This is a genomic window from Acinetobacter sp. F16 (assembly GCF_052712855.1).
On sequence record NZ_JBRATK010000008.1, the window covers coordinates 50,495 to 72,580 of the forward strand.

Consider the following 22,086-nt stretch of genomic DNA (forward strand, 5'->3'; position numbering starts at 1 on the left):
TTTAGTGAGCCGCACCTGTCAAAGTTTGTTCCAAAATGGCAACGCAAAGCTCATCAAAGCTATACCCCACCGCTTTTGCAGCTTTAGGTACCAATGAATGACTGGTCATGCCTGGAACAGTGTTCACTTCTAGCAACCAGAAGTTGCCGTGTTCATCCTGCATGGCATCAATACGACCCCAGCCACTTGCACCCACAGCCTGGAAAGCACGCAAAGACAAGGCTTGTAAACGTTTTTCATCATCTTCGCTTAGACCGCAAGGAATGCCGTACTGCACATCGTTACGGTTATATTTGGCTTCATAATCGTAAAAAGCCACATCTTTTGGCGGCTCAAGACGAATTACAGGAAGCGCCTGACCATTCAGAATCACAATCGTGAACTCACGACCGGTAATCCATTTTTCAGCCATCACTACTGCATCATGTTCAGTGGCTTTTTCAATCGCGATGGCAAAGTCTTCAATCCGTTCAACTTTGCTCATACCGATGCTTGAGCCTTCATGTACCGGTTTGATAATAAAGGGCAAGCCAATACTGTCGACGATAGCATTCAGATCAGAATCTTTGGTCACAATACGGTAGGGTGCAGTCGGCAGTTCAGAACCTTGCCAAACCTGCTTGGTTTTAACTTTATCCATACCAATGGCTGAGCCTTGTACACCGGTACCGGTATACGGCAGATTCAACCATTCTAATGCACCTTGAATTTGACCGTCTTCACCGCCACGACCGTGTAAAACAATAAATGCACGATCATAGTTGACCAGTTCAGTCACGCTACGCTCTTGCGGGTCAAAAGCTTCTGCATTTACACCCGAGCGTACTAATGCTTCAAGTACAGCCTTACCACTATCTAGAGAAACCTCGCGCTCAGCCGATTTACCACCAAGCAACACGGCAACTTTGCCGAATTCTGAAGCATTTGCCACGTTTATATCCTTAAACTTTATAACTGAACGATCAAATTCAAAACCACATAAAGTGATTATTTTAAATACAATTTATTTTGTGCAAGCTCAATCGAGATAGCACCCACATTACCTGCGCCTTGCGTTAATAACAAGTCATTCGCTTTTAACACTTTTTGCACCGCATTTTGCAAATTACCTTCCACAGGATCAATCAAAATCGGTTCAACATCGCCACGTAAACGAATGCTACGCGCCAAGCTGCGGCTGTCCGCGCCCACAATCGGTTTTTCACCGGCAGGATACACTTCCAGCAATAGCAATTGATCGACTTGTGACAATACATCTACGAAGTCATCGAAGCAGTCACGGGTACGGCTAAAGCGGTGGGGCTGGAACATCATTACCAAACGACGGTCTGGATGGCTTTGACGCGCAGCTTTAATGGTTGCTTCCACTTCTTTAGGATGATGGCCATAGTCATCAACCAGTTTTACATTACCGCCTTCAAGCTCAAATTCACCTTGTACCTGAAAACGACGACCTACCCCACTAAAGCCTTCCAGTGCACGGCAAATTGCCGCATCAGACACGCCTTCATCCGTTGCCACACCAATGGCAGCCAAGGCATTCAGTACATTGTGCAGACCCGGCTGGTTCACCGTCACACGCAATGGCTCGCGATCTTTACGTAACACGGTAAAGTGCGTGCGCATGCCGTCTTGATCTACATCGACCGCACGAATGTCATTATCTTCGTTAAAGCCATAAGTTAAAAGCGGACGGCCAATACGCGGCATGATTTCGCGGACATTGGCATCATCACCACAAACCACGGCTAGACCATAGAATGGAAGTTTCTGTAAGAACTGTACAAAGGTATCTTTTAATACGTCGAAGCTACCGCCATAGGTATCCATATGATCGGCATCGATATTGGTCACAATTGCAGCCATTGGATGTAAATGCAGGAAGGTCGCATCAGACTCATCCGCTTCAGCCACAATATAACGGCTTGCGCCCAGTGCAGCATTCACGCCGGTACGATTCAGCAAGCCACCGATCACATAGGTCGGATCCAGGTTTTCTTCCGCCAGCATACAAGTAATGAGACTTGTGGTGGTGGTTTTACCATGGGTTCCTGCCACTGCGATGCCATGACGGTAACGCATCAATTCACCCAGCATTTCCGCACGGCGAACCACAGGAATACGGGTTTCAATCGCTGCCTTGATTTCCGGGTTTTCTGGATCAATCGCTGTAGACACCACCAGTACATTGGCATCTTTAATATTTTCAGCCGTATGGCCGATATAAACTTTAATATCGTTTTCTTCAAGTTGCGCAGTCGTTTTAGACGCTTTGATGTCAGAACCGGAAACTTTATAGCCCTGGTTTTTTAACACTTCCGCGATGCCACACATACCGGCACCACCAATCCCTACAAAATGAATGTGTTTGATACGGCGCATTTCAGGCACTTTAATTAACTTTTTCGCTTGCTCAGCAGGAGTAGATGGAGACATATATCACTCTAATTTACAATTCTTGAATTAAACGAACCACATGCTGGGTTGCATCGGGTTGTGCTTTTTGACGTGCTTTGACTGCCATTTCTGACAGCAGTTTGCGATTCATCAGTGGTGTTAGCAATTCTTTTAAACAATCCGCGGTCATGCTGGCTTGTGGGCAAATTTTCGCGGCATTAATACCTGCAAGGAATTTCGCATTTGCGGTTTGATGGTCATCCACTGCACTTGGCAGTGGAACAAAAACTGCAGCCACACCCGCAGTTGCAATTTCGGTCACCGTTAATGCGCCCGCACGGCAAATAATTAAATCGGCATCCGAATAGGCTTTGGCCATATCTTCAATAAACGGCTGTACTTCAACCTGTAATGTAGCAGGTGCATCACTATAACGTGCCTGCGTTGCGTCCTGATGGTTTTGACCACATTGATGAAATATCTGCAGCGGCACATCATCAAGTTGTTTCAATGCTTCCGGCACACGTTCATTCAATGCTTGCGCACCCAAGGAACCGCCGACAATTAAAATCTGTAAAGGCTTGTCCGCTTTTTCACGTTCTTGATAACGCCAAGACGGATTTAAAATTTCTGTAATTTCCTTGCGTACAGGATTGCCCGTAGTCACAATTTTTGCATTTTCAGCAAAAGTACCCGGAAAAGCCTGACACACGGTTTTGGCAATACGCGACAATTGGGTATTGGTAAAACCTGCAATCGCATTTTGCTCATGGATAATCACAGGGATCCCCAAAGCGCGTGCAGCCAGACCACCCGGTCCTGCCACATAACCGCCAAAGCCCACCACAGCATCAATCTTGAGCTGTTTCATGTAGCGCATGGCGCTTAAAGTTGCTTTTAAAATTTTCAAAGGTGCCAATAATTTACGCACCACACCGTTGCCACGGACGCCTTGGATATCAATTTGATAAATTGGAATATTGTGATTTTTTAACAGTCGATTTTCCATGCCTGTTGGCGTTGCAAGCCAAGACACCTGTACCCCTTGCTGCTGTAATTCTTTAGCAACAGCGAGCGCTGGAAAAACATGCCCGCCAGTACCTGCGGCCATCATCATGACATGTTTGGGCTTTGTTTGCGTTGCTTCAGTCACAGTCTAATTCTTCAATTCTAAAATATGGATAACGGGATACGATTTTAAGCGATCAATTGTAATCACAAACGCATAACCGCGAAAGGTTATTTACTTTTTTTCACGAAGTGCTTCATTGTTTTTTTCTACGGATTTAAAAGTTTAAACTAGTTTTATTATTAATCGAGGAAAAATATACAATTTAATGCATTTTTTATCCGTTTTTGTGATCTTGTTTTTGATCAGCCGATCAATTTAATACGCTTTCATCCCAAAAGTTTCATTAAAAAAGAGCCCGAATTGGACTCTTTTTTATCTCGTAATGATTCAATCAACTTAATCAAAAATATCCGGTCACTTTTACTGTTATTTGCTTTTTACGACCGCAGGCTCTGTTGCATATCGTTTACCGACTTTTTTCCATGGATTATTACGTTGATATTTTGCCTCTAGAAAATCCAGACCTTTCCAGTACAAGGGAACCAGTCTTTTATTCAGCACAGGTAAAGACAACGGATTTAAACCCACCCACGGCAAAAAAGGATTGCGGCGAGCATAGGCCCACAACTCAATCCGCGTCGATGCATGAGCTGATTGACCACGTGCATGAAATCCATAGGTATCGGCTACAACCAAGGTGTTGGCCTTCACTGCAAAAGCCTTGGGCTGCGCATAGCCCATAGAGAGCAGCTCTTCAGGTTTCACCCGGAAAGAACCACGGCGGGTCATGGTATCGGTCTTTTCAGTAATCGATAAAGCTTTTTGGTGTTCCCAGTTTAATCGCGATTGTGTGAGCTGATGTGAACCCGGCACATAGACAAAAGGCCCCTCATCTTCAGCGACATCAGTCAAAAACAGCCAGGCTTTTACCGTTGGATGAAAGGTATCGCTATGTAAATTGGTTTGAGGATCGGGACGAGCTTTACGTACATGCGATAAAATCACTTGTACATAATACATGGGCTGAACTTTAAAGCTTCCCACATAATTAATCAGACTTTTCCACTGATGACTTTGCAGCAATGTGTTTGTTGCAGGAAGTTGATTCAGCACTTGGTGATCCAGAGACATTCGACGAGTCACGGTATCGCCTTGCAAGGTTTCCCGGGTCTCGAATTTCGTCTCCAACAATTCCTGCTTTAACTGGTTAAATTCAGTATTGGACAGAAAATTTTCTTTTAAAATAAAACCGTTCTGCTGAAATTGCTCCACATCTTCTGCTGCAATAAATTGAGCAAGGTGTTGTCTACGCCGTTCTGCCAATTGAGCTGCTTTTTGCACTCGAAACCGATGTAATCCCAGCTGATTAAAGACAGGATTCCCAATAATTGAGTGCGATTCAAAAGATTTCGCTTCGCCAAAAAGTGTAAAAGCATCCCCCATCAGTTTAATTGGTTTTTCTTTGATCAAAGTTTTAATTTCATTGAGCGCAACTTGCATGCGCTCATCTTGAAAAAAACTTTTGATCTTTTTTAGCGTTATTTTCATGGATCAAACCTGGCTTATTTTAGACCCGCTTCTAAAACATCAAATAAATCATCCGCAATAGATGTACCAAACTGGTCATCAATTTCACGGATACAGGTTGGACTGGTGACGTTGATTTCTGTCACGTAATTGCCAATTACATCCAGACCGACAAAGACCAAACCTTTTTCTCTAAGATAAGGACCCACTTTTGCAGCAATCGCTTTGTCATTTTCAGAAAGTGGACGCGCTTGACCCAATCCACCTGCGGCCAGGTTGCCACGTACTTCGCCATTTTGCGGAATACGTGCCAAACAGTAAGGTACAGGTTCGCCATTAATCATCAAGATCCGTTTGTCACCTTCAACAATTTCTGGAATATAACGCTGCGCCATAATGGGTTGGGTCGCATTATTGGTCAACATTTCAATGGTAGACCCAATATTGATGCCATCTTGATATAAACGGAAAATGCCTGTACCGCCCATACCATCGAGTGGTTTTACAATGACATCCACATGCTCTTTCAGAAATTCGCGAATCAGCGCTTCATGTGAGCTTACTAAAGTGGGTACCTGAAGTTCTGGAAACTGGGTGGCAAATAATTTTTCATTACAGTCGCGCAGGCTTTGCGGTTTGTTAATAATCCATGCACCTTCGCGCTCTGCCTGTTCCAGAATATAAGTGGTATAGACGAAGTTCATATCGAACGGTGGGTCTTTACGCATCAACACCACGTCATAATCTGCAATCGATTCTTTTTTCTTTTCACCCAATTCAAAGTAATGGTTATAGTCTTCAAATACTTTTAAGGGTGAAATTAAACCGAAGGCTTTGCCTTGTTCGATATATAAATCTTGCTGTAACGCATAACCCAACTCATGTCCGCGACGGCTGGCTGCCCAGAGCATCGCCATAGAGGAATCTTTTTTCAGGTTTACATTTTCGATGGGATCCATCACAACAAGTACGCGCATATCGATCTGCTCATATATTTTTAAATTGAGAAAAGTATAGCGGAGTTTAATCTTTCTTTTTTCTCAATTTTGGTAAAGCTTTTATATGATTGTACAAAGCAGTTTCAGGAGCAGTTGATGCAACAGGCAATTATTGGTTTTCATTTGGATGAGGAAAATGACTGGGTTGCAGATTTAGCCTGTGGTCATGCACAGCATGTTCGGCATAATCCGCCGTGGCAAAACCGCCCTTGGGTGATCACTGAAGAAGGACGCAAAGAAAAATTAGGTGTGATGTTGGAATGCAAGAAGTGTGAGGATGTAACACTTTACTAAATTTATTTCATTTGCTTTCTAATTTGATGAATAGACAACCTTTTCTCTTTTTTGTTTCTTTCATTATTAATCTTTAATCTTCCCTGATGTTGAACTAACTGATTAGCTTTTTTCAATTCCGAAACAATATCTTTAAGACTTTTAGGAACAACTTCTTCAAAAGTTCCTCCTAAAGTGTAACTACCATCAAATTCCCTCATATCTAGTTCGAAGAATTGTTTAATGTGTTCACCTATATTATTTCTATAACTGACTTCTGCAAGAATCACTAATGTGAAAAATAATTCCAAATATTCTTCATTTCTTCTCATCAAATTTATATAAGAACTGAATTTATACTCATTAAGTGCAAGATAATTTATTCCTTTTATTATAAATTGAGGACGACTAAATTCATCTATGATTTGATTAATTTCCTCACGCTGAACATCATTCATCAAAGAATGAGGTCGTAAATTCAACTTAAAATCAAATGCACTACCTAAACCTACATTTGTAATTTTCAATCTAAGTAATGAAATACTCTGTGGCATAGATTCTAATTTAATATCTACAAAAGGTTCTGTTTGAGCCTTTCTTAATTTCCTATTTTCAATCCATCCTAAAAAAGTTGCTAATGTTGCACCACTTGCAACGATTACAGAAAAACTCGCAATTAATATACTTGGATCTATTTGCATTTTTATTATTCAAAAAAATAAAGCCCTATCATGGATAGAGCCTTATTAAAAATCAATAGCTTACATTAAATATTAGATACCATATTTTACGCGGTAAGCTTCCATTTTCGCTAAAGCGTCTTTCTCGCCTTTAGCATCTAAAAAGTCCATTAAATCTTTCATGGTAATTAACGCGTGAACTGGAATTTCAAGTTCTTTTTGCACTTCCTGAATTGCAGACAAATTGCCTTGACCTTTTTCTTGGCGGTCTAAAGCGACCAAAACACCGGCAATTTGCGCACCTGCATTTTTAAGCACAGTCACCACTTCACGAATGGCTGTGCCCGCTGTGATCACATCATCAATAATCCAGACTTTTTTACCTTCAACTGAAGCACCGACAAGCACGCCACCTTCACCGTGATCTTTGGCTTCTTTACGGTTAAAACCCCAAGGTACGCTCACGCCATGATTTTGTGACAACGCCACAGCAGTTGCCGCTACAAACGGAATGCCTTTATACGCAGGTCCAAAAATCACTTCAACATTGTCGCAAGTTGTTAATTTATCGGCATAGCCCGAAGCTAGTAGTGTTAATGCTTCACCATCATTGAGCAAACCGGCATTAAAAAAATAAGGACTCACACGACCCGATTTTAAAGTAAACTCACCAAATTTAAGCACACCACGTGATAATGCAAGTTCGATAAAAGCTTGAGGGTTAAATTGAGCTAGCGAGGTCATGAGGTGCTCCAAAATTCATAAATAGAGGTAAGACTTGCGCATGATACCAAAGAGTAGCTATCCAAGTGATCAAAAAATTCTAAGAGTCGTTTCCATTAACGTAAATGGCCTACGTTCGTCAGTGACCAAGGGTTTACTTGAATGGTTAGAACAGTCAGAAGCCGATGTGATTTGTATGCAGGAAAGCCGGATCACGCATGCGCAGTGGACTGAAAAATTTAGACCGGAAGGTTGGTACACTCACCTGTTCCCTGCTGAACGTGCAGGCTATGCCGGTACAGCCATTTATAGCCGCCTACCTTTTGTGTCAGTGACTGATGGTTTGGGTTTTGAATTGGCTGATTCCCAAGGACGCTTTATCTCTGCTGAATTCGACTTAGGTCTGGAAAAACCTGTTCATATTTGCTCGCTTTATTTACCATCAGGTTCATCGGGTGAAGAAGCGCAAGCGCGTAAAGACCACTTTTTAAATCAATACCAGGAAATTTTAAAACAGTGGCGTGATGAAGATAAATCGATCATCGTCTGCGGCGACTACAACATCGTCCATAAACGCATTGATATTAAAAACTGGACGGGCAACCAGAAATCTTCAGGCTGTTTACCGCATGAACGTGCTTGGCTTGATCATATCTATGATGATCTGGGTTATGTCGATACTTTCCGTGAAGTCCGTAAAGAAGCTGAGCTTTACTCATGGTGGTCAAACCGTGGACAAGCCCGCGCCAAAAACGTCGGTTGGCGCATTGATTACCAGGCCTGTTCACCCGACTGGAAAGACCGCACAATCAATGCCTGGGTCTATAAAGAAACCTGGTTCAGTGATCATGCTCCAGTGATTATTGATTATAAAATCTAATCAATCACATCTATTTTAGTGAACACATGTTCACTCAATACCATCCAAAAACCTACACTACTTGACGCGTTTGTGTATTTTTATACACCTGTTTTAAGTGCATTATGGCTTCACGGCAAAGGGATACGTCAGGATGACGCAAAAGGACAGGACGCCGTAGGATGAAACAAAATAAACCACTTCGGTCGCTTATTTTGCAAGGATGTTGACAATGGACGTTGAATTGAGACCCGCATGATCAGGATGATTAAATGCGGGTTTTCTCTTTTCTAGATACACTAAATCCATATTTTTAATATTAAAGTTATTTTTATCTATGACACCATATTGGCAAATCCACATGTCAATTTCATGACATCCGGATTTAATTTTTAATACTTTTAATTCCCTCTAGAGCTTCTGGACAATTTTCGCTAGGCTATCTGGCAATCGAAAATGGAATGATCCTGTTATGCTTAAAATTTATGGCATCAAAAATTGCAGTTCAATGAAGAAAGCGTTCGACTTATTGACTGAGCTCGGTCTGGCCTACGAATTTCATGATTACAAGAAACAAGGCATTGATGCTGAAACTGTACAAAAATGGCTAGATGAAGTTGGACAAGATCTCATCCTGAATAAAAAGGGTACCACTTGGCGCAAACTAAGCGAAGAAGAACAGCAAACTGCGCTTGCCAATCAAACCAATTTAATTAGCGCTTTAACAACGCATAGCAGCCTGATTAAACGTCCGGTGCTTGAAACAGCTTCAGGCTATATTATTGGTTTTGATGAAGAGGCCTATCGGGCATTAAAATAATGTAGTGTGCATCACCAGATTAAAAAAGCCTGATAATTAAAAAAGCCTGACTACGTCAGGCTTTTTTGTTTAATCCATGTGGCTTTGCACAATTAGTTTGCACGAATCCAAGTCTGGTTACGACCTAAAGCCGCTACACCAATAAAACCACGTAATTCTAATTTTTTGCCGCCATCAACCATTTGGCCTTTTAATCGGTAAGTTTTGCCTGAAGAAGGATCAAGAATAGTTCCATCTTCATAGCTTGTACCACCCGCATTTTTAAGACCATGAACAATCTTTAAGCCTCTTAAAGATTTGTTGTGATATGGACCTTCACATTTTGAACATGCTTTTTCTTCGCCTGGTGTTAACACCTGTTGAATACTCGCAGATAATGTGCCATTTTTTTGCTCAGTAAATTTTACTATCGCTTTCGGTTGTTTCGTTTTGTCATCAATCGTTTTCCAAACAGAACCATTTAGTGGATCAGCAGCATTAGCCAAAGCTGTTAATCCGAGCAATCCTAGTGCAAGTGCAATTTTTTTCATTTTTTTTGTTTCCCTAGTCTGGTATAGACGGCTTAGTATTAAAAAGTCACAACATTTTTGCAATTTTTCAGTGTGACCATTTAGTGTAATCTTGTAACTTGATTTGGTAAATATCCAGTCATCCCTTAAAAGATAGAACAAGATGGAAAAAAATATGAAGATCAGCCCAGTCTGGAAACAATTAATTACAGAAAGCATTTTAAAAACCACCATCCGCAAACCAAGCCAATTTAACCTGCCTCCAAACTCGATGCGTTTTGCCTTGGAGCAAATGTGCCGTGCCTTTCCAAGCAACAAAGACGTTGAAATCAGACCGCTACGCTTGGCAGGCTTACATGCTGAAGAAATCAAACCTCAAAGTGAATCGACGCAACTTATTTTGCATATTCATGGCGGTGCATTCTATTTGGGCTCACTCAATACCCATCGTGCCTTTTTGACCCATGTCGCTGCACGTACCCAAATGCAGGTGCTTCACGCCAATTATCCCCTGTCTCCCGAATCGGTTTATCCGGAAGCCAGCGATGCGATTTTCGATATCTATACCACTTTATTAGGCCAAGGAATTCAAGCCAAAGACATTATTTTATCCGGTGACTCTTGTGGCGCCAATCTGGCTTTAGCCTTAGCGCTTAAAATCCGTGACGAAGGCCTTGCTCAAGTCAGTGGACTAATCCTGTTATCGCCTTTTTTAGATTTGACTTTAAGCAGTGAATCTTTGCGTTATAACCGTAAACATGATGCGCTCCTCTCGATTGAAACCTTAGAAGCAGGCATTAACTATTACTTGCCTAAATCTATGGACACCGCCGATCCTGCCATTTCACCGTTATTTGCAGACTTAAGCGGATTACCCCCGATCTTGGTTCAAGTGGGCTCTAAAGAAATTTTACTGGATGATGCGCAGCGCTTTAAAGAAAAAGCGGAACAGGCAGGTGTCGATCTGACCTATAAACTTTATACCGGCATGTGGCATAACTTTCAGATGTTTCATCCCTGGTTTGATGAAGGTAAACAAGCCTTGGCAGATCTGGCCGAATTTGCGCATAAGCTCGATCAAGATTAAAGCTTGGTATTAAAAAGTCATGCTCATAAAAAAGGTCAGCCGAAGCTGACCCAAGAGCAATATATTGTCTTTTGAAAAATTACAGTGCTTGTACTTGAGTTAAAGCGCTAGAAATGGCTTGGTCTTTCAACTCTGGCCCCATATTCACGCCTTCAGCACGAATAATTTCAACATCATTTACACCGGTGAAGTTAAATACCGTTTTCAAAAAGCCTTCCTGAAAATCGACCGGGCTATTTTCGCCATAAACTCCGCCACGGCTACTGGCGATATAAACTTTTTTCTCACCAGCCAAACCGACTGGGCCATTTTCAGTATATTTAAAGGTTTTACCGGCTACGCTAATACGGTCAATCCAGGCTTTCAAGGTTGAAGTCAAACCGAAGTTGTACATGGCCGCACCGACCACCACGATATCTGTATCCAGATATTGCTGAATAATTTTTTCGCCCAAAGCCGCTTGTTCTGCATCTTGCCCCATTAAAATGGCACCGGTTAAATGCGGAATAGGCTGTGCAGCCAGATCCAGATAATCCACGGCTAAATCTGCATGTTTAGTCTGTAACTGATCAACAATAGCCTGGCTTAATTGGCGTGAAACTGAAGCAGCGCCTAAAATGCTTGAATCGATATGTAAAACTTTCATGCTCAAAACCTTAATCTTTATTTATTCAATGCGCTCAGTTTAAACGATCAACAAAAATAGAATAATACCCTTATATACAACACACTGTTTTATATTTAGAACAATAAACAGGCGAATAAAATGCTGTTTTATACCTAAAAGTACAAAATATAGGCATTACTATTCGTAAAAAAACGTGCTATGTTGTGAATTATTAAAAATAAATCAGATCAACGCATCACTAATACCTAATTTAAAGATCTAAAGGTCATATCTATCGAATGAAGCCAACCTTTTCACCCAATCTTAGCTCCTCATTACAAGAAAAAATTGCGAAATATCTGATAGAAGATGAAGTCGTAATGAACTGGAGCGTCCTTAATAAATGCATTCTGATGCTTGTTTTAGCAAGTTTGGTGCATGTGATCTGGATTGTCTGGAAAGTTTTTGTCCTTCTTTCACCCGAACTGGGGCACTGGATCAATTTGCCTTTGCTCAGGTTTCAACTTGGACTGAATATCTTCTCTCTGATTGTTTTTATTGGGCTGATTTATTTGTGTTCAGTCTGGCGAAAAAATGTGAGGGCACAAAAGTGGCTGCCTTATTTATGTGTGGCCATTTTTGTTATTTCATTATGTCGGGATGGCTATGTCATCGGGGTTCTCAGTCCTGCCACCATGATTTCTTACATCAGCCTGGTGACTGTTGGCCTGGTGTTGTTTAAACGTAAAATTGTCTATTACGCACTGATTCCGGCCACACTCTATTTGGTCTTATGTGGTTATTTAAGCTTACAGGGTCACTTTCCCTACGCACCGATTTTTTATCTAGACAGCCTGCCTTATCAAAATATGTTTTGGGTTGTTACGATGATGTATTTCATTGTGCCTATTTTGATTACCTGTTTAATTTTATTTGAAATTTTACTCAGCCAATGGCGTCATCGGGAAAAACTCATTCAGCATTTAAGTCAGATTGACCCGCTGACCAATGCGCTTAACCGCCGTAGTATTAGCGCTTGCCTGGAAAAACTGGAGCGTAAACCGGTAACCTCTTATGCACTGGTGTTAATCGACCTGGATCATTTTAAACGGATTAATGACCAGTATGGCCACGATAAAGGCGATGAAACCTTGATTAAAGTCAGTGAAATCCTTTCCCAAATCATTCGTGATAGCGATGTGGTGGGACGCTTTGGCGGTGAAGAATTTATTCTTATTTTAAATAACTCTTCTTTAGAAAAAGCGCAAATTATTGCCGAACGTTGCCGTCAAGCCATTCAACAGTTGCAGTTAATCAGTGATGTAGGCGAGAAAATTCAGGTCACCGCCAGTTTTGGGATTGCATTATCCAATACCCAGCTCAGACCGCAGCAATTGTTAAGCCAAGCAGATAAAGCACTCTATGAAGCAAAAGCATGTGGCCGTAATCAGGTCAAATGCTATCAAGACTTCTTTAACGAAGCCAAGCTGTGTTAAAGCTTTTGCTGTTGATAGGTTTCTAAATAATTCACCCAGGCATCTTCTTGCATGGCTGCACCCATCCAGGCTTTCATTGCCGGATGTTGTAGCATGGTTTGCATATACTGCTGTGTAGACTCGCTGACCGGTAAAGCATAGGTCATTAAGCGCGTCACCACCGGTGCATAAAACGCATCCGCAATCGAGAATTCACCACATAAAAAACCATTCACTTCTGGACGTTCAGACCAGATCTGCTCGATACGTGCCACATCCTGACGAAGTTCTGCATTTTCCTGCCATAAACTTTTGCCGACATCGGCTAAAGTTGCCCGGATATTCATGCCGCAGGCATTGCGCAAACCCGAAAATCCGCTGTGCATTTCCGCCGCAATACAGCGCGCACGTGCACGTTGCTTCAGCTCTTTCGGCCATAACGCCTGATCCGGATGCTGTTCTGCCAAGTATTCACAAATGGCCAAGGAATCCCAGACCATCAGCCCATCATCCATCAACACCGGGACTTTCCCATTCGGGTTAACCGACAAAACATCCCGCTTAAAAGTGCCTGTATCACGCTCTGCAGGAAACGGAAGTATGATTTCTTGAAATGGGATATTAAACGCCTTCAGCACCAACCACGGGCGCATGGACCAACTGGAATAATTTTTATTGGCAATATATAACTGATACATGAATTATTGTCCTATATGCTTTTGAAACAGATCGAGCTGTTGTCGTAATTCTGCTTCGCTAAAAGCGCCGGTTAATCGTAGACCACGGATTTCTTGTTGTTTTGGATTTAAAAACAAATAGGTCGGTGGACCTAAAATATCCCATTGATTGAGTAAAGCCTGATGGGTTGCATCGTAATGACTCAAATCAAGCTTGATGAGAAAATACGGTGCCAAGTCTTGCTGCACTTGTGCTGATTTTAAAACACGCTGTTCAATCGGCTGACATGCCACGCACCAATCGGCATAGACATCAATAATAATACCTTGCTCAGAGGGCGCACTGGCGAGCAACTGCTGAAATTCATCGGCTGTTTTAGCCACATGCCATGTTGCCTGTGTACTGCTGCGTTCGACAAAGAAGCGTTGACTGTGCTGATATTGCGTATAGGCCAGATAAGGAATCACGGTGATTAAGGCTAAAATATACAGCCATTTAAACTGTGTTTTTTGTCCGATTAAGCGCGCGATTACATAGCCAATAAAGCTTAAGCCCAAGCCCAGACCTAGCCATTGCATCCACGCTTCAGAAATTAAAGGACGAATAAAATACAGCGCCAAAGCCAGCATGATAAAGGCAAAAATCACTTTAATTTGGTGCATCCACTGTCCGGCTTTGGGCAGAATTCTTGCACCTAATACACTGGCCAAAAGCAGCGGTGTTCCCATTCCGAAACCCAGCGTGAACAGTAATAGTGCACCTTGCCACTGGCTTTGGGTTTGGGAAATAAATAACAATACCCCGGCCAAAGGCGCGGTCATGCAGGGTCCAACCAGTAAGGCCGAAATCATGCCCATCACCCCGGCACCCACCAAGCTGCCGCCTTTTTGCAGCGAATGTACCCGGTCTAAACGGTTCACTAAAGCATGCGGCAATTTAATTTCAAACAGGCCAAACAAATTCAGCGCGAACACCACAAAAAGTGCGCTAAAAGCAATGAGGGTCGAAGGTTGTTGTAACCAGCGCTGGAAGTTCAAACCGGCGGATGAAGCGATTAAACCTAAAATGGCATAGACCATGGCCATGCTACAGACAAAAACCAAGGCAATCATCCAGGCTTTTAAGCCCTTGCTGTCACGCACGATTAACGAGGTCAAAATCGGTAGCATCGGCAATGAGCACGGCGTGAAGGCCAGTAAAATCCCTAAGCCAAAAAATAGCAGCAGGCTATAAAATAAAGAATTTTTTGCCAGTTTTTCTGACCACATCTGATCTTGGGCAGTATCTAGCGCCGCTAGAGGTGCAGTGCTTTCTGAATCATTTTGTTCAGTTGTAAAAGGAGTATTAGGATTTGTTGTGCTATTTGATGACTGTGCAAGATCGAGCAAACGCTTGCTGGATTTCGCCTGATTTTGCAGAAGCACCAAGCCACCGACATCGGTCTGGAACTCAACCGTTTGTGGCGGATAACAAATACGGTCTTGGGCACAACCCTGCCAAGTCACCTGATAAGTTTTTGCTGCTTCGGTCGCAATATTCACTTGCACATTCTGGAAGTAAACCTGGGTATGCCCATAGTTTTCATCATACAGGTCGGTGGCTTTAGGCAGCTTTAAAGCAAGTTGTTGTGTGCCTTGCCGGACTTCAAATTTATGTTGGTATAAATAATACCCTTGGGGAATATTCCAGTTGAGCTGTGCTTCATGCTCACCAGTAGATTCAACTGTAAAAGAAAAAGCATCCTCTGCAGAGCGCAATTGTTCCTGTGCGTGTAAAGTCATTGAAAACAATAAAATGACGCTACAAATAAATCCGCTTACTGCAGAATGAAACAACAACCCACCATTTTGAAGATGCTTTTTCATATCGTTTATATTTTTTTTAATTAAAAGAGGAATGAAACACCCAAACCTGACTGGTAGCTTTTATCTTTGCCATTCAAGTCAACACCCACACTAGCATCCATTTGCACGCGGTCATTCAATGCATAGATCACACCTGAACCCAGTGAATATTCATCAGCTTCACTTTCTGCTTTACGGTAAACCAGTTCTGAAAAACCAGACCATTTACCCGAAATTTGATATTCGATGGTCGGTACTGCAGTCACGGCCCAATTACTGTTCTGGACTTCGTAACGCATGGTGATGGAGGTATTAATCAGATCAGTCGCTGCGTAAGCTAGGGCAGAGCTGAGGCTGTAAATGTCATCGTGATTGCTAAAACCATCATTGCCTGTTGCAAGAATAGCTTCGGCTAAAATGGCCATAGACAGCTTTTCATCATCCAGATCAATGGATTTTTTCACACCAATGCTGACATCGCCTAAACCGTCTTCTTCAACAGACTGTCCTGCTGTTTTGGTTTTTGACCAGGATGGACCTTGCCAGCCCAATTGCAGCTCCAGGTCTTTGGCCAAACCCGTACGCAACAACATGTCAGCATTTAAGCGGGTGTTCCTCACTTTTATGCCATTTTCATCTTTGCTTTCTGCATAGCTTAGGCTGGGTAAACCTTGTTCCCAAGCCAGTTGACCGACTGGAGTAATGCCGGTACCGATACCTGTCCCGGGGCGGTCAAAGGAAAATTCAGCAGCCATAGTATTCATACTGAAACCTGCCGCAACAATCAAAGCTACTATTTTTACTGCTGACATTTCTATCTCGCTATTATGTTAATTCTTTGGTCATTTTAGCACCGTGACTACGGAGCAATTCCAAGGTTTGTTTTTCTTCTTGCAAAGCTTCTGACCAGTTAATTTCATCAAAATCACAATCAAAGAATAAATCGCTAATAGACGATAAAATAGTGAAGCCTTCTTCATCCTTGCTATTTGGATCTACTTTTTCATCGAGCAAGCGTTGTACGGCAGGTGCACAGGCAGCGCTGGCAGCATCCCATAATGGACCATACAGTTCTTCTGCATCCCATAAATGTACATTGGTTTTGGCCTGAATAAGCGCTTCTAAAATTTCAATATGTACCGTCAAATTTTGTTGTTTTTCTTGTTCAGATAAGGGTGAATCGGCTTCATAGGCTTCACAGATCTGTTCCCACCATTTAAACAAACCATCTGACCAGACAGAAATGACAGGACCTTTTTCCGGATCAATAAAATTGGGGTCGAGGCCTTCTGCCAAAAGGCGCTGTACTTGAGCAAGATTGAGTTCTTCTATTGCCTGTACAAAGACTTGTTGTTGCGCTGTTAACATGGAGAAAGCTCTCTTCAATCAGTTTTAAACTATTATGCCCAATAAAAGCTGATTTGTTTTAGCTAAATGTATAACAAGTATATTTATTATTCATTTTTCTTTTTATAAGATTTGCACATAAAAAAAGCTCCGAAGAGCTTTTTTCTATCCAATCAAGCAAGTTTCTGCCTAATCTTCTAAATCCGGTGTAGCTCCAGTATCGCTGTCTTCAGCAAATGCCGGTACTGCAGCACGAGGGTTTTCTTTCTTCTCGAATAGATGCTCTAGACTGCGTTTCAAGCGGTCGATGGCACCATGTATCGCGGTGTCAATATTGTGACCACGATGATTGACCACCACAGGTTTCAATCCTGCTGGACGCGCTTCAATCATGCAGTGAATATCATCTGCACCGCCTTTGGCTGCATTTTGGTCGCTAAAATGAACTGAAAAGTGAGTAATACGTTCGCTATGACGTTGGAATTCTGCATTCAGTTCTGCACGAACATAAGTAATTAAACGTTCACTATTTTGAATGTTTTTATCTGTACGGATTTCAATGTTCATATAATTTCATCCTCTTTTATTCACATCTTTTGTGCAAAACTTCTTATCTTGGCACGTTTAAACTTGCTGTAAAAACAGCGCGAAACATCTTCAAATTAGTTTGGAACAAGTTCCTCCACATTGAACGATGAACACTTTTGAGTCTGCAGAATCGTGTCCTTATACTTCGAATATACGGTTCTAAGCGAAACATATGCAAGTAGTATTTTGATATTTTTTTTAATATCAATATTATAATTAAATCATTCAATTTTATTTGCCAAGTTAGTTGATAAATCTCACATTATTTTTTATGAATTAAATGTAATGATTAAAAAGTATTTTATATTCTTGGCCCGCATGTGTTTTTAAGTATCAAAGCTGTAGTTTAATTTTAACCCCAGCAATATTTTAGCAAATGATATTATTTTTGAGCCATTGATCAATTATGGCTTTATTTTTACTTAAGAATCTGTATGCTTTGTTTGCTTCTCGGGGGAGATATTTTCAATGAAACTTACACAAATTTTTACTGCATGTGCATTGGCTTCAACTGCTGCACTTACTCAAGCTGCGCCAATCTGGCAAGACTTCAGCGTGACTGGTCTTTATGGTGAAAACTATGAAGTTGTAGATGATCAGCAAACAACTTTAACTGTTGAGTATGCAGCTAAAGTAAAATATGCAGATGTATTCTTCTTTGCTGACCGCATGCGCGGTGGCGATGATAACAAATCAACTTACTTTGAATTATCACCTCGTTTAAGCCTGGGTGAATTAACCGGTCAAAAACTAGCATTTGGTCCAGTAAAAGACGTGTTGGTTTCTACAACTTGGGAAGCTAATAGTGCTAAAGAAAGTTATAATAACTTTGATAACTTTTTATACGGCGTTGGCTTCGATCTAGATATTCCATATTTCCAATATGCGAGTTTAAATCTTTATCGTGCCAATAATGAACTTCAAAAAGATGACTACCAAATGACACTCACTTATGGTGTGCCATTTAAATTAGGCTCTGAAGATTTCCTAGTTGACGGTTTCCTGGATTGGTCAACAGCAGAAAAAAATGACCATGCGAGTGAACTTAACTGGACCACGCAATGGAAATGGAATGCTGGTAAACACATTTCTCCAGACACGCGTTTATACCTTGGTATTGAGCACTCAGTTTGGAACAACAAATTCGGTATTAAAGACCAAAATGAAAACAATGTAAGTGCATTGGTTAAATACCACTTCTAAGCACCAGATTTTGAACGTTAAAAAAGCAGGACTTCGGTCTTGCTTTTTTATTGCCCTAAAATGGAAATATTCCTAAAATATGCCTCTATTTATTCATTCGGCATAGATAATGGACTTTCAAATACGTCCCGCTCAAATACAAGATCTAGAACAAATACTGAATATTTATAATACTGAAATCCTAAATGGAACTGCAACCTGGAATGACAAGGAAAAATCTTTAGATGATTTCCATCATTGGTTTCACAATCTCATCGCTCAGCAGTTTCCTTTGTTCGTCGCTGAAGATTCAGAGTCTAAACGCATTGCAGGTTATGCTGATTATTCTTCATTTCGTCAAATTACCGGCTTTAAGCATACCGTTGAACATTCCGTATTTATTCATCCTGACTTTGCACGACAAGGCTTAGGCAAGGCTTTAATGCTGAAACTGATAGACCATGCCAAACAGAACCATATTCATGTCATCGTCGCGGCGATTGATCATGGAAATAAAGCGTCGATTGTGTTGCATGAAAAATTAGGTTTTAAGCAAACTGGTTATATGCCTGAAGTGGGACAGAAATTTGGCCAATGGCGTGACTTGGTACTGATGCAGCGGATACTAGATTAAGTATGAGGTTATTTACCTTTCTAAAATAATGCTTCAAATTTGTTTATTTACTGCTAAACAAATAATGTGTATGTGCTTTAATAATAAAAAATAATTTGAATAAACCGAGTCTGGGGAATTATGGCTAAGTTTCTAAATACCAGTGCGACCAATTTTTTCTTGGAAGAACTGATCAAAAATGCAAAAGAACGGCTCATCTTAATCAGTCCTTATCTGCGTTTAAACGACCGTATTAAAGAATTATTAGAAGACAAAAACCGTTTAAAAATTGATATTCGTATTGTTTATGGAAAAAGTGATTTGCATCCCGATGAAATTAAATGGATGCAAAAACTTGATTATGTACGCCTAAGCTTTTGCAAAAACCTACATGCAAAATGCTATATGAATGAATCCGAATGTATTATTTCGAGTTTAAATCTCTATGAATTTAGTCAAGTCAATAACAATGAAATGGGTATTTTGATTCGCAAATATGAAGATGATGAAGTGTTCAAAGACGCTTATGAAGAATCTCAGCGCATTATTCGCATTAGTGATGAACTTCGAATCTCATTAGATGAAGTAAAAACAGCGCAAGTTCAAGTTGAAGAGAAAAATGATGAGGACGCTGACAACCTAAGTAAATTAACTTCATCAAAATTAGCGGCAAAACATAAATTAAAAACTACTGATTTACTGGATAAGTTTGTCGAAAAAGGTTTTCTAACCCTGAATGACAATGGCAAACATTTACTCACAGAACAAGGCAAAGCTATAGGCGGAGAATTTAGGACCAGCCAATACGGTGGTTACTTTCTGTGGTCAGAAAGCCTAGAGATCTGATAAAAAAGCCCGCATTCCAGCGGGCTTTTTTATTCATAACTATGAGTAAGTAAGTACTTATCCAAAAGATTAAAACTAGACCACCAAATCAGCCAAATTACCTTTTTGCTCTAACCAATCTTTACGATCACCGGCGCGTTTCTTGGCAAGCAACTTATCAAGCAGACCTGCGGTAAATTGCATGTCATCCAAATCGAGCTGTACCAGACGGCGAGTATCCGGATCTAAAGTCGTTTCACGAAGTTGACTGGCATTCATTTCACCCAATCCTTTAAATCGGGTGATTTGCGGGGTTTTGGTTTTGGTTTTCTTCAAAATTGATTCTAATTCGTCTTCATCAAGTGCGTAATGGACGTCTTTACCATCGTCAATTCTGAATAATGGCGGCATGGCCACATACAAATGTCCTGCTTCTACCAAGGTTGGGAAGTGTTTCACAAACAATGCACACAATAATGTCGCGATATGTAAACCATCCGAATCGGCATCGGCAAGAATACACACTTTGCCATAACGTAATTCTGAAAGGTCATCACTGCCTGGATCCACACCAATCGCAATGGCAATATTATGTACTTCTTGAGAAGCCAAAACCTCATCGGATGCCACTTCCCAGGTATTTAAAATTTTCCCGCGAATCGGCATGATTGCCTGAAAATTCTTATCGCGTGCCTGTTTCGCAGAACCACCGGCAGAATCCCCTTCCACAATAAACAGTTCAGATTCATCCAAACTATGCCCAACGCAATCCGATAATTTCCCCGGTAAAGTTGGCCCGGCAACAATCTTTTTACGTTCAACTTTTTTAGCAGCTTTTAAACGACGACCCGCTTTGGCAATCATGATTTCAGCAATCTGCATGGCTGTATCGGAGTTTTGATTCAACCACAGCGCGAATGCATCTTTGGCAATATTCAGCACAATGGCAGACGCTTCACGACTTGAAAGTCGTTCCTTGGTCTGGCCTGAAAATTGCGGTTCCTGAAATTTCAAAGACAGAATGTAATTCACCCCATCCCAGACATCTTCCGCAGACAGCTTTAGATTACGCGGCAATAAATTACGCAGTTCACAGAACTCGCGCATGGCATCGGTTACACCTGAGCGCAGACCGTTCACATGCGTACCGCCTTGCGCAGTGGGAATCAGGTTGACGTAACTTTCCTGAACCTGTTCGCCGCCTTCAGCATTCCAGCAAATTGCAAATTCAGCACTGGCACGTTCTGCTTCACCTATCGCCACAAAAGCAGGACATGGAATAATGTCACGGTCTTGCAATTCATCCATCAAATAGTCAACCAGACCATTTTCAAATTGCCATTCAATTTTTTCGTTATTGATTTGGTCAACATAAACAATTTGTAAGCCTGCCGCTAAAACAGCTTTGGCTTTTAAATTATGTTTTAAGGCTTTTAAGGCAAATTTGGGTGAATCAAAATATTTTGTATCTGGCCAGAAATGAACCGTGGTGCCTGAGGCACGCTTGGGTGCTTTACCTTGTAACACCTCCAGTTGTGAAACCGCTTCACCATGCTCAAAGGCCATTTTATAGACATTGCCTTGACGCTGAACTTCAACTTCTACCCGGTTGGACAGTGCATTGACCACAGAAATGCCCACACCATGTAAACCGCCTGAAAACTGGTAGTTATCGGTACTGAATTTACCGCCAGCATGCAATTTGGTCATGATAATTTCAATTCCGCTCTGACCATATTCAGGGTGAATATCGACAGGCATACCCCGACCGTTGTCTTCTACCGATAAAGAGCCATCTTTATACACCGTCACGGTGATTTTATTGGCATGTCCTGCAAGTGCCTCATCCACAGCGTTATCAATGACTTCTTGTGCCAAATGGTTTGGACGAGTGGTATCGGTATACATGCCCGGACGACGACGAACCGGATCTAAACCAGATAAAACTTCAAGTGATTGAGCCGTATATTGAGACACGTTGT

General features: G+C 41.5%; 23 protein-coding genes. 8 read left to right on the plus strand and 15 right to left on the minus strand.

Annotated elements, in window-relative coordinates; translation table 11 throughout:
• Position 1 precedes the first annotated feature (1 nt).
• The 5 genes from ACU0NF_RS06550 to gshB form a co-directional block, all read right to left on the minus strand.
• Complete coding sequence (locus tag ACU0NF_RS06550) at positions 2–931, minus strand: D-alanine--D-alanine ligase (RefSeq protein WP_445660540.1); 930 nt, start codon at positions 929–931, stop codon at positions 2–4.
• Between the two features lie 56 nt (positions 932–987).
• Complete coding sequence (gene murC / locus ACU0NF_RS06555; RefSeq protein ID WP_131384045.1) at positions 988–2,436, minus strand: UDP-N-acetylmuramate--L-alanine ligase; 1,449 nt, start codon at positions 2,434–2,436, stop codon at positions 988–990.
• A 13-nt stretch (positions 2,437–2,449) separates the two neighbouring features.
• Positions 2,450–3,550: an undecaprenyldiphospho-muramoylpentapeptide beta-N-acetylglucosaminyltransferase gene (murG, locus tag ACU0NF_RS06560; RefSeq protein WP_370983727.1), complete on the minus strand. Its 1,101-nt coding sequence runs from the start codon at positions 3,548–3,550 to the stop codon at positions 2,450–2,452.
• A gap of 345 nt (positions 3,551–3,895) precedes the next feature.
• Complete coding sequence (locus tag ACU0NF_RS06565; RefSeq protein WP_445660541.1) at positions 3,896–5,017, minus strand: phytanoyl-CoA dioxygenase family protein; 1,122 nt, start codon at positions 5,015–5,017, stop codon at positions 3,896–3,898.
• 14 nt (positions 5,018–5,031) lie between these two features.
• Complete coding sequence (gene gshB, locus ACU0NF_RS06570) at positions 5,032–5,973, minus strand: glutathione synthase (RefSeq protein WP_445660542.1); 942 nt, start codon at positions 5,971–5,973, stop codon at positions 5,032–5,034.
• 117 nt (positions 5,974–6,090) lie between these two features.
• On the opposite strand from gshB, the gene ACU0NF_RS06575 reads away from it, so the two are divergent.
• Entirely contained in the window at positions 6,091–6,288 is a 198-nt protein-coding gene (locus ACU0NF_RS06575; RefSeq protein WP_445660543.1) for a DUF3565 domain-containing protein, read from the plus strand.
• A 2-nt stretch (positions 6,289–6,290) separates the two neighbouring features.
• On the opposite strand, the gene ACU0NF_RS06580 is transcribed toward ACU0NF_RS06575, so the two are convergent.
• The gene (locus tag ACU0NF_RS06580; protein WP_445660544.1) at positions 6,291–6,968 is read right to left on the minus strand and encodes a hypothetical protein; all 678 of its coding nucleotides are present in this window, start codon (positions 6,966–6,968) and stop codon (positions 6,291–6,293) included.
• 72 nt (positions 6,969–7,040) lie between these two features.
• Complete coding sequence (gene pyrE / locus ACU0NF_RS06585; protein WP_445660545.1) at positions 7,041–7,691, minus strand: orotate phosphoribosyltransferase; 651 nt, start codon at positions 7,689–7,691, stop codon at positions 7,041–7,043.
• Positions 7,692–7,731: 40 nt separating this feature from the next.
• Between pyrE and ACU0NF_RS06590 the strand changes: the two genes are divergently transcribed.
• Complete coding sequence (locus ACU0NF_RS06590) at positions 7,732–8,550, plus strand: exodeoxyribonuclease III (protein WP_131267765.1); 819 nt, start codon at positions 7,732–7,734, stop codon at positions 8,548–8,550.
• Between the two features lie 451 nt (positions 8,551–9,001).
• The gene (locus tag ACU0NF_RS06595; RefSeq protein WP_445660546.1) at positions 9,002–9,349 is read left to right on the plus strand and encodes a Spx/MgsR family RNA polymerase-binding regulatory protein; all 348 of its coding nucleotides are present in this window, start codon (positions 9,002–9,004) and stop codon (positions 9,347–9,349) included.
• Positions 9,350–9,441: 92 nt separating this feature from the next.
• Here ACU0NF_RS06595 and ACU0NF_RS06600 read toward each other — a convergent pair whose 3' ends face one another.
• Positions 9,442–9,879 (minus strand): DUF2147 domain-containing protein, encoded by a 438-nt coding sequence (locus ACU0NF_RS06600; RefSeq protein ID WP_445660547.1) that lies wholly within the window; start codon positions 9,877–9,879, stop codon positions 9,442–9,444.
• 154 nt (positions 9,880–10,033) lie between these two features.
• Between ACU0NF_RS06600 and ACU0NF_RS06605 the strand changes: the two genes are divergently transcribed.
• The gene (locus ACU0NF_RS06605) at positions 10,034–10,945 is read left to right on the plus strand and encodes an alpha/beta hydrolase (protein WP_445660548.1); all 912 of its coding nucleotides are present in this window, start codon (positions 10,034–10,036) and stop codon (positions 10,943–10,945) included.
• A 79-nt stretch (positions 10,946–11,024) separates the two neighbouring features.
• On the opposite strand, the gene ACU0NF_RS06610 is transcribed toward ACU0NF_RS06605, so the two are convergent.
• Positions 11,025–11,591: an FMN-dependent NADH-azoreductase gene (locus tag ACU0NF_RS06610; RefSeq protein WP_445660549.1), complete on the minus strand. Its 567-nt coding sequence runs from the start codon at positions 11,589–11,591 to the stop codon at positions 11,025–11,027.
• A gap of 260 nt (positions 11,592–11,851) precedes the next feature.
• On the opposite strand from ACU0NF_RS06610, the gene ACU0NF_RS06615 reads away from it, so the two are divergent.
• Positions 11,852–13,048, plus strand: coding sequence for a GGDEF domain-containing protein (locus tag ACU0NF_RS06615; RefSeq protein ID WP_445660550.1), 1,197 nt, complete (start codon positions 11,852–11,854; stop codon positions 13,046–13,048).
• On the opposite strand, the gene ACU0NF_RS06620 is transcribed toward ACU0NF_RS06615, so the two are convergent.
• The 5 genes from ACU0NF_RS06620 to ACU0NF_RS06640 all read right to left on the minus strand — a co-directional run bounded on the left by ACU0NF_RS06620 (position 13,045) and on the right by ACU0NF_RS06640 (position 17,463).
• Entirely contained in the window at positions 13,045–13,725 is a 681-nt protein-coding gene (locus ACU0NF_RS06620; RefSeq protein WP_370983736.1) for a glutathione S-transferase family protein, read from the minus strand. The genes ACU0NF_RS06615 and ACU0NF_RS06620 overlap by 4 nt on opposite strands.
• Positions 13,726–13,728: 3 nt before the next feature.
• Positions 13,729–15,570 (minus strand): protein-disulfide reductase DsbD, encoded by a 1,842-nt coding sequence (gene dsbD, locus ACU0NF_RS06625; RefSeq protein ID WP_445660551.1) that lies wholly within the window; start codon positions 15,568–15,570, stop codon positions 13,729–13,731.
• Between the two features lie 20 nt (positions 15,571–15,590).
• Positions 15,591–16,361: a transporter gene (locus tag ACU0NF_RS06630; protein WP_445660552.1), complete on the minus strand. Its 771-nt coding sequence runs from the start codon at positions 16,359–16,361 to the stop codon at positions 15,591–15,593.
• Between the two features lie 13 nt (positions 16,362–16,374).
• Complete coding sequence (locus ACU0NF_RS06635) at positions 16,375–16,917, minus strand: ankyrin repeat domain-containing protein (protein WP_445660553.1); 543 nt, start codon at positions 16,915–16,917, stop codon at positions 16,375–16,377.
• A gap of 168 nt (positions 16,918–17,085) precedes the next feature.
• Entirely contained in the window at positions 17,086–17,463 is a 378-nt protein-coding gene (locus ACU0NF_RS06640) for an HPF/RaiA family ribosome-associated protein (protein WP_131384071.1), read from the minus strand.
• A gap of 489 nt (positions 17,464–17,952) precedes the next feature.
• Between ACU0NF_RS06640 and ACU0NF_RS06645 the strand changes: the two genes are divergently transcribed.
• The 3 genes from ACU0NF_RS06645 (at position 17,953) to ACU0NF_RS06655 (ending at position 20,125) form a co-directional block, all read left to right on the plus strand.
• Positions 17,953–18,687, plus strand: a complete 735-nt coding sequence (locus tag ACU0NF_RS06645) for an outer membrane protein OmpK (protein WP_445660554.1) — start codon at positions 17,953–17,955, stop codon at positions 18,685–18,687.
• Between the two features lie 109 nt (positions 18,688–18,796).
• Positions 18,797–19,300 (plus strand): GNAT family N-acetyltransferase, encoded by a 504-nt coding sequence (locus ACU0NF_RS06650; RefSeq protein WP_445660555.1) that lies wholly within the window; start codon positions 18,797–18,799, stop codon positions 19,298–19,300.
• A gap of 120 nt (positions 19,301–19,420) precedes the next feature.
• Positions 19,421–20,125 carry a phospholipase D family protein gene (locus tag ACU0NF_RS06655; RefSeq protein WP_445660556.1) on the plus strand — a complete coding sequence of 235 codons (705 nt, stop codon included), beginning with the start codon at positions 19,421–19,423 and terminating at the stop codon, positions 20,123–20,125.
• A gap of 75 nt (positions 20,126–20,200) precedes the next feature.
• Here the strand turns inward: ACU0NF_RS06655 and parE are convergent, their stop codons facing one another.
• Complete coding sequence (parE, locus tag ACU0NF_RS06660) at positions 20,201–22,081, minus strand: DNA topoisomerase IV subunit B (protein WP_445660557.1); 1,881 nt, start codon at positions 22,079–22,081, stop codon at positions 20,201–20,203.
• Positions 22,082–22,086: the final 5 nt, after the last annotated feature.

What these genes read in the sequence shown, in the direction of transcription:
- ACU0NF_RS06615 (WP_445660550.1), top strand. Translation starts at nt 11,852, where the DNA reads ATGAAGCCAACCTTTTCACCCAATCTTAGCTCCTCATTACAAGAAAAA.
- ACU0NF_RS06580 (WP_445660544.1), bottom strand. Translation starts at nt 6,968, where the DNA reads ATGCAAATAGATCCAAGTATATTAATTGCGAGTTTTTCTGTAATCGTT.
- ACU0NF_RS06645 (WP_445660554.1), top strand. Translation starts at nt 17,953, where the DNA reads ATGAAACTTACACAAATTTTTACTGCATGTGCATTGGCTTCAACTGCT.
- ACU0NF_RS06635 (WP_445660553.1), bottom strand. Translation starts at nt 16,917, where the DNA reads ATGTTAACAGCGCAACAACAAGTCTTTGTACAGGCAATAGAAGAACTC.
- ACU0NF_RS06610 (WP_445660549.1), bottom strand. Translation starts at nt 11,591, where the DNA reads ATGAAAGTTTTACATATCGATTCAAGCATTTTAGGCGCTGCTTCAGTT.
- ACU0NF_RS06640 (WP_131384071.1), bottom strand. Translation starts at nt 17,463, where the DNA reads ATGAACATTGAAATCCGTACAGATAAAAACATTCAAAATAGTGAACGT.
- murC (WP_131384045.1), bottom strand. Translation starts at nt 2,436, where the DNA reads ATGTCTCCATCTACTCCTGCTGAGCAAGCGAAAAAGTTAATTAAAGTG.
- ACU0NF_RS06650 (WP_445660555.1), top strand. Translation starts at nt 18,797, where the DNA reads ATGGACTTTCAAATACGTCCCGCTCAAATACAAGATCTAGAACAAATA.
- ACU0NF_RS06630 (WP_445660552.1), bottom strand. Translation starts at nt 16,361, where the DNA reads ATGTCAGCAGTAAAAATAGTAGCTTTGATTGTTGCGGCAGGTTTCAGT.
- ACU0NF_RS06595 (WP_445660546.1), top strand. Translation starts at nt 9,002, where the DNA reads ATGCTTAAAATTTATGGCATCAAAAATTGCAGTTCAATGAAGAAAGCG.
- ACU0NF_RS06605 (WP_445660548.1), top strand. Translation starts at nt 10,034, where the DNA reads ATGAAGATCAGCCCAGTCTGGAAACAATTAATTACAGAAAGCATTTTA.
- ACU0NF_RS06655 (WP_445660556.1), top strand. Translation starts at nt 19,421, where the DNA reads ATGGCTAAGTTTCTAAATACCAGTGCGACCAATTTTTTCTTGGAAGAA.
- ACU0NF_RS06565 (WP_445660541.1), bottom strand. Translation starts at nt 5,017, where the DNA reads ATGAAAATAACGCTAAAAAAGATCAAAAGTTTTTTTCAAGATGAGCGC.
- ACU0NF_RS06590 (WP_131267765.1), top strand. Translation starts at nt 7,732, where the DNA reads ATGATACCAAAGAGTAGCTATCCAAGTGATCAAAAAATTCTAAGAGTC.
- dsbD (WP_445660551.1), bottom strand. Translation starts at nt 15,570, where the DNA reads ATGAAAAAGCATCTTCAAAATGGTGGGTTGTTGTTTCATTCTGCAGTA.
- pyrE (WP_445660545.1), bottom strand. Translation starts at nt 7,691, where the DNA reads ATGACCTCGCTAGCTCAATTTAACCCTCAAGCTTTTATCGAACTTGCA.
- ACU0NF_RS06600 (WP_445660547.1), bottom strand. Translation starts at nt 9,879, where the DNA reads ATGAAAAAAATTGCACTTGCACTAGGATTGCTCGGATTAACAGCTTTG.
- ACU0NF_RS06620 (WP_370983736.1), bottom strand. Translation starts at nt 13,725, where the DNA reads ATGTATCAGTTATATATTGCCAATAAAAATTATTCCAGTTGGTCCATG.
- ACU0NF_RS06575 (WP_445660543.1), top strand. Translation starts at nt 6,091, where the DNA reads ATGCAACAGGCAATTATTGGTTTTCATTTGGATGAGGAAAATGACTGG.
- gshB (WP_445660542.1), bottom strand. Translation starts at nt 5,973, where the DNA reads ATGCGCGTACTTGTTGTGATGGATCCCATCGAAAATGTAAACCTGAAA.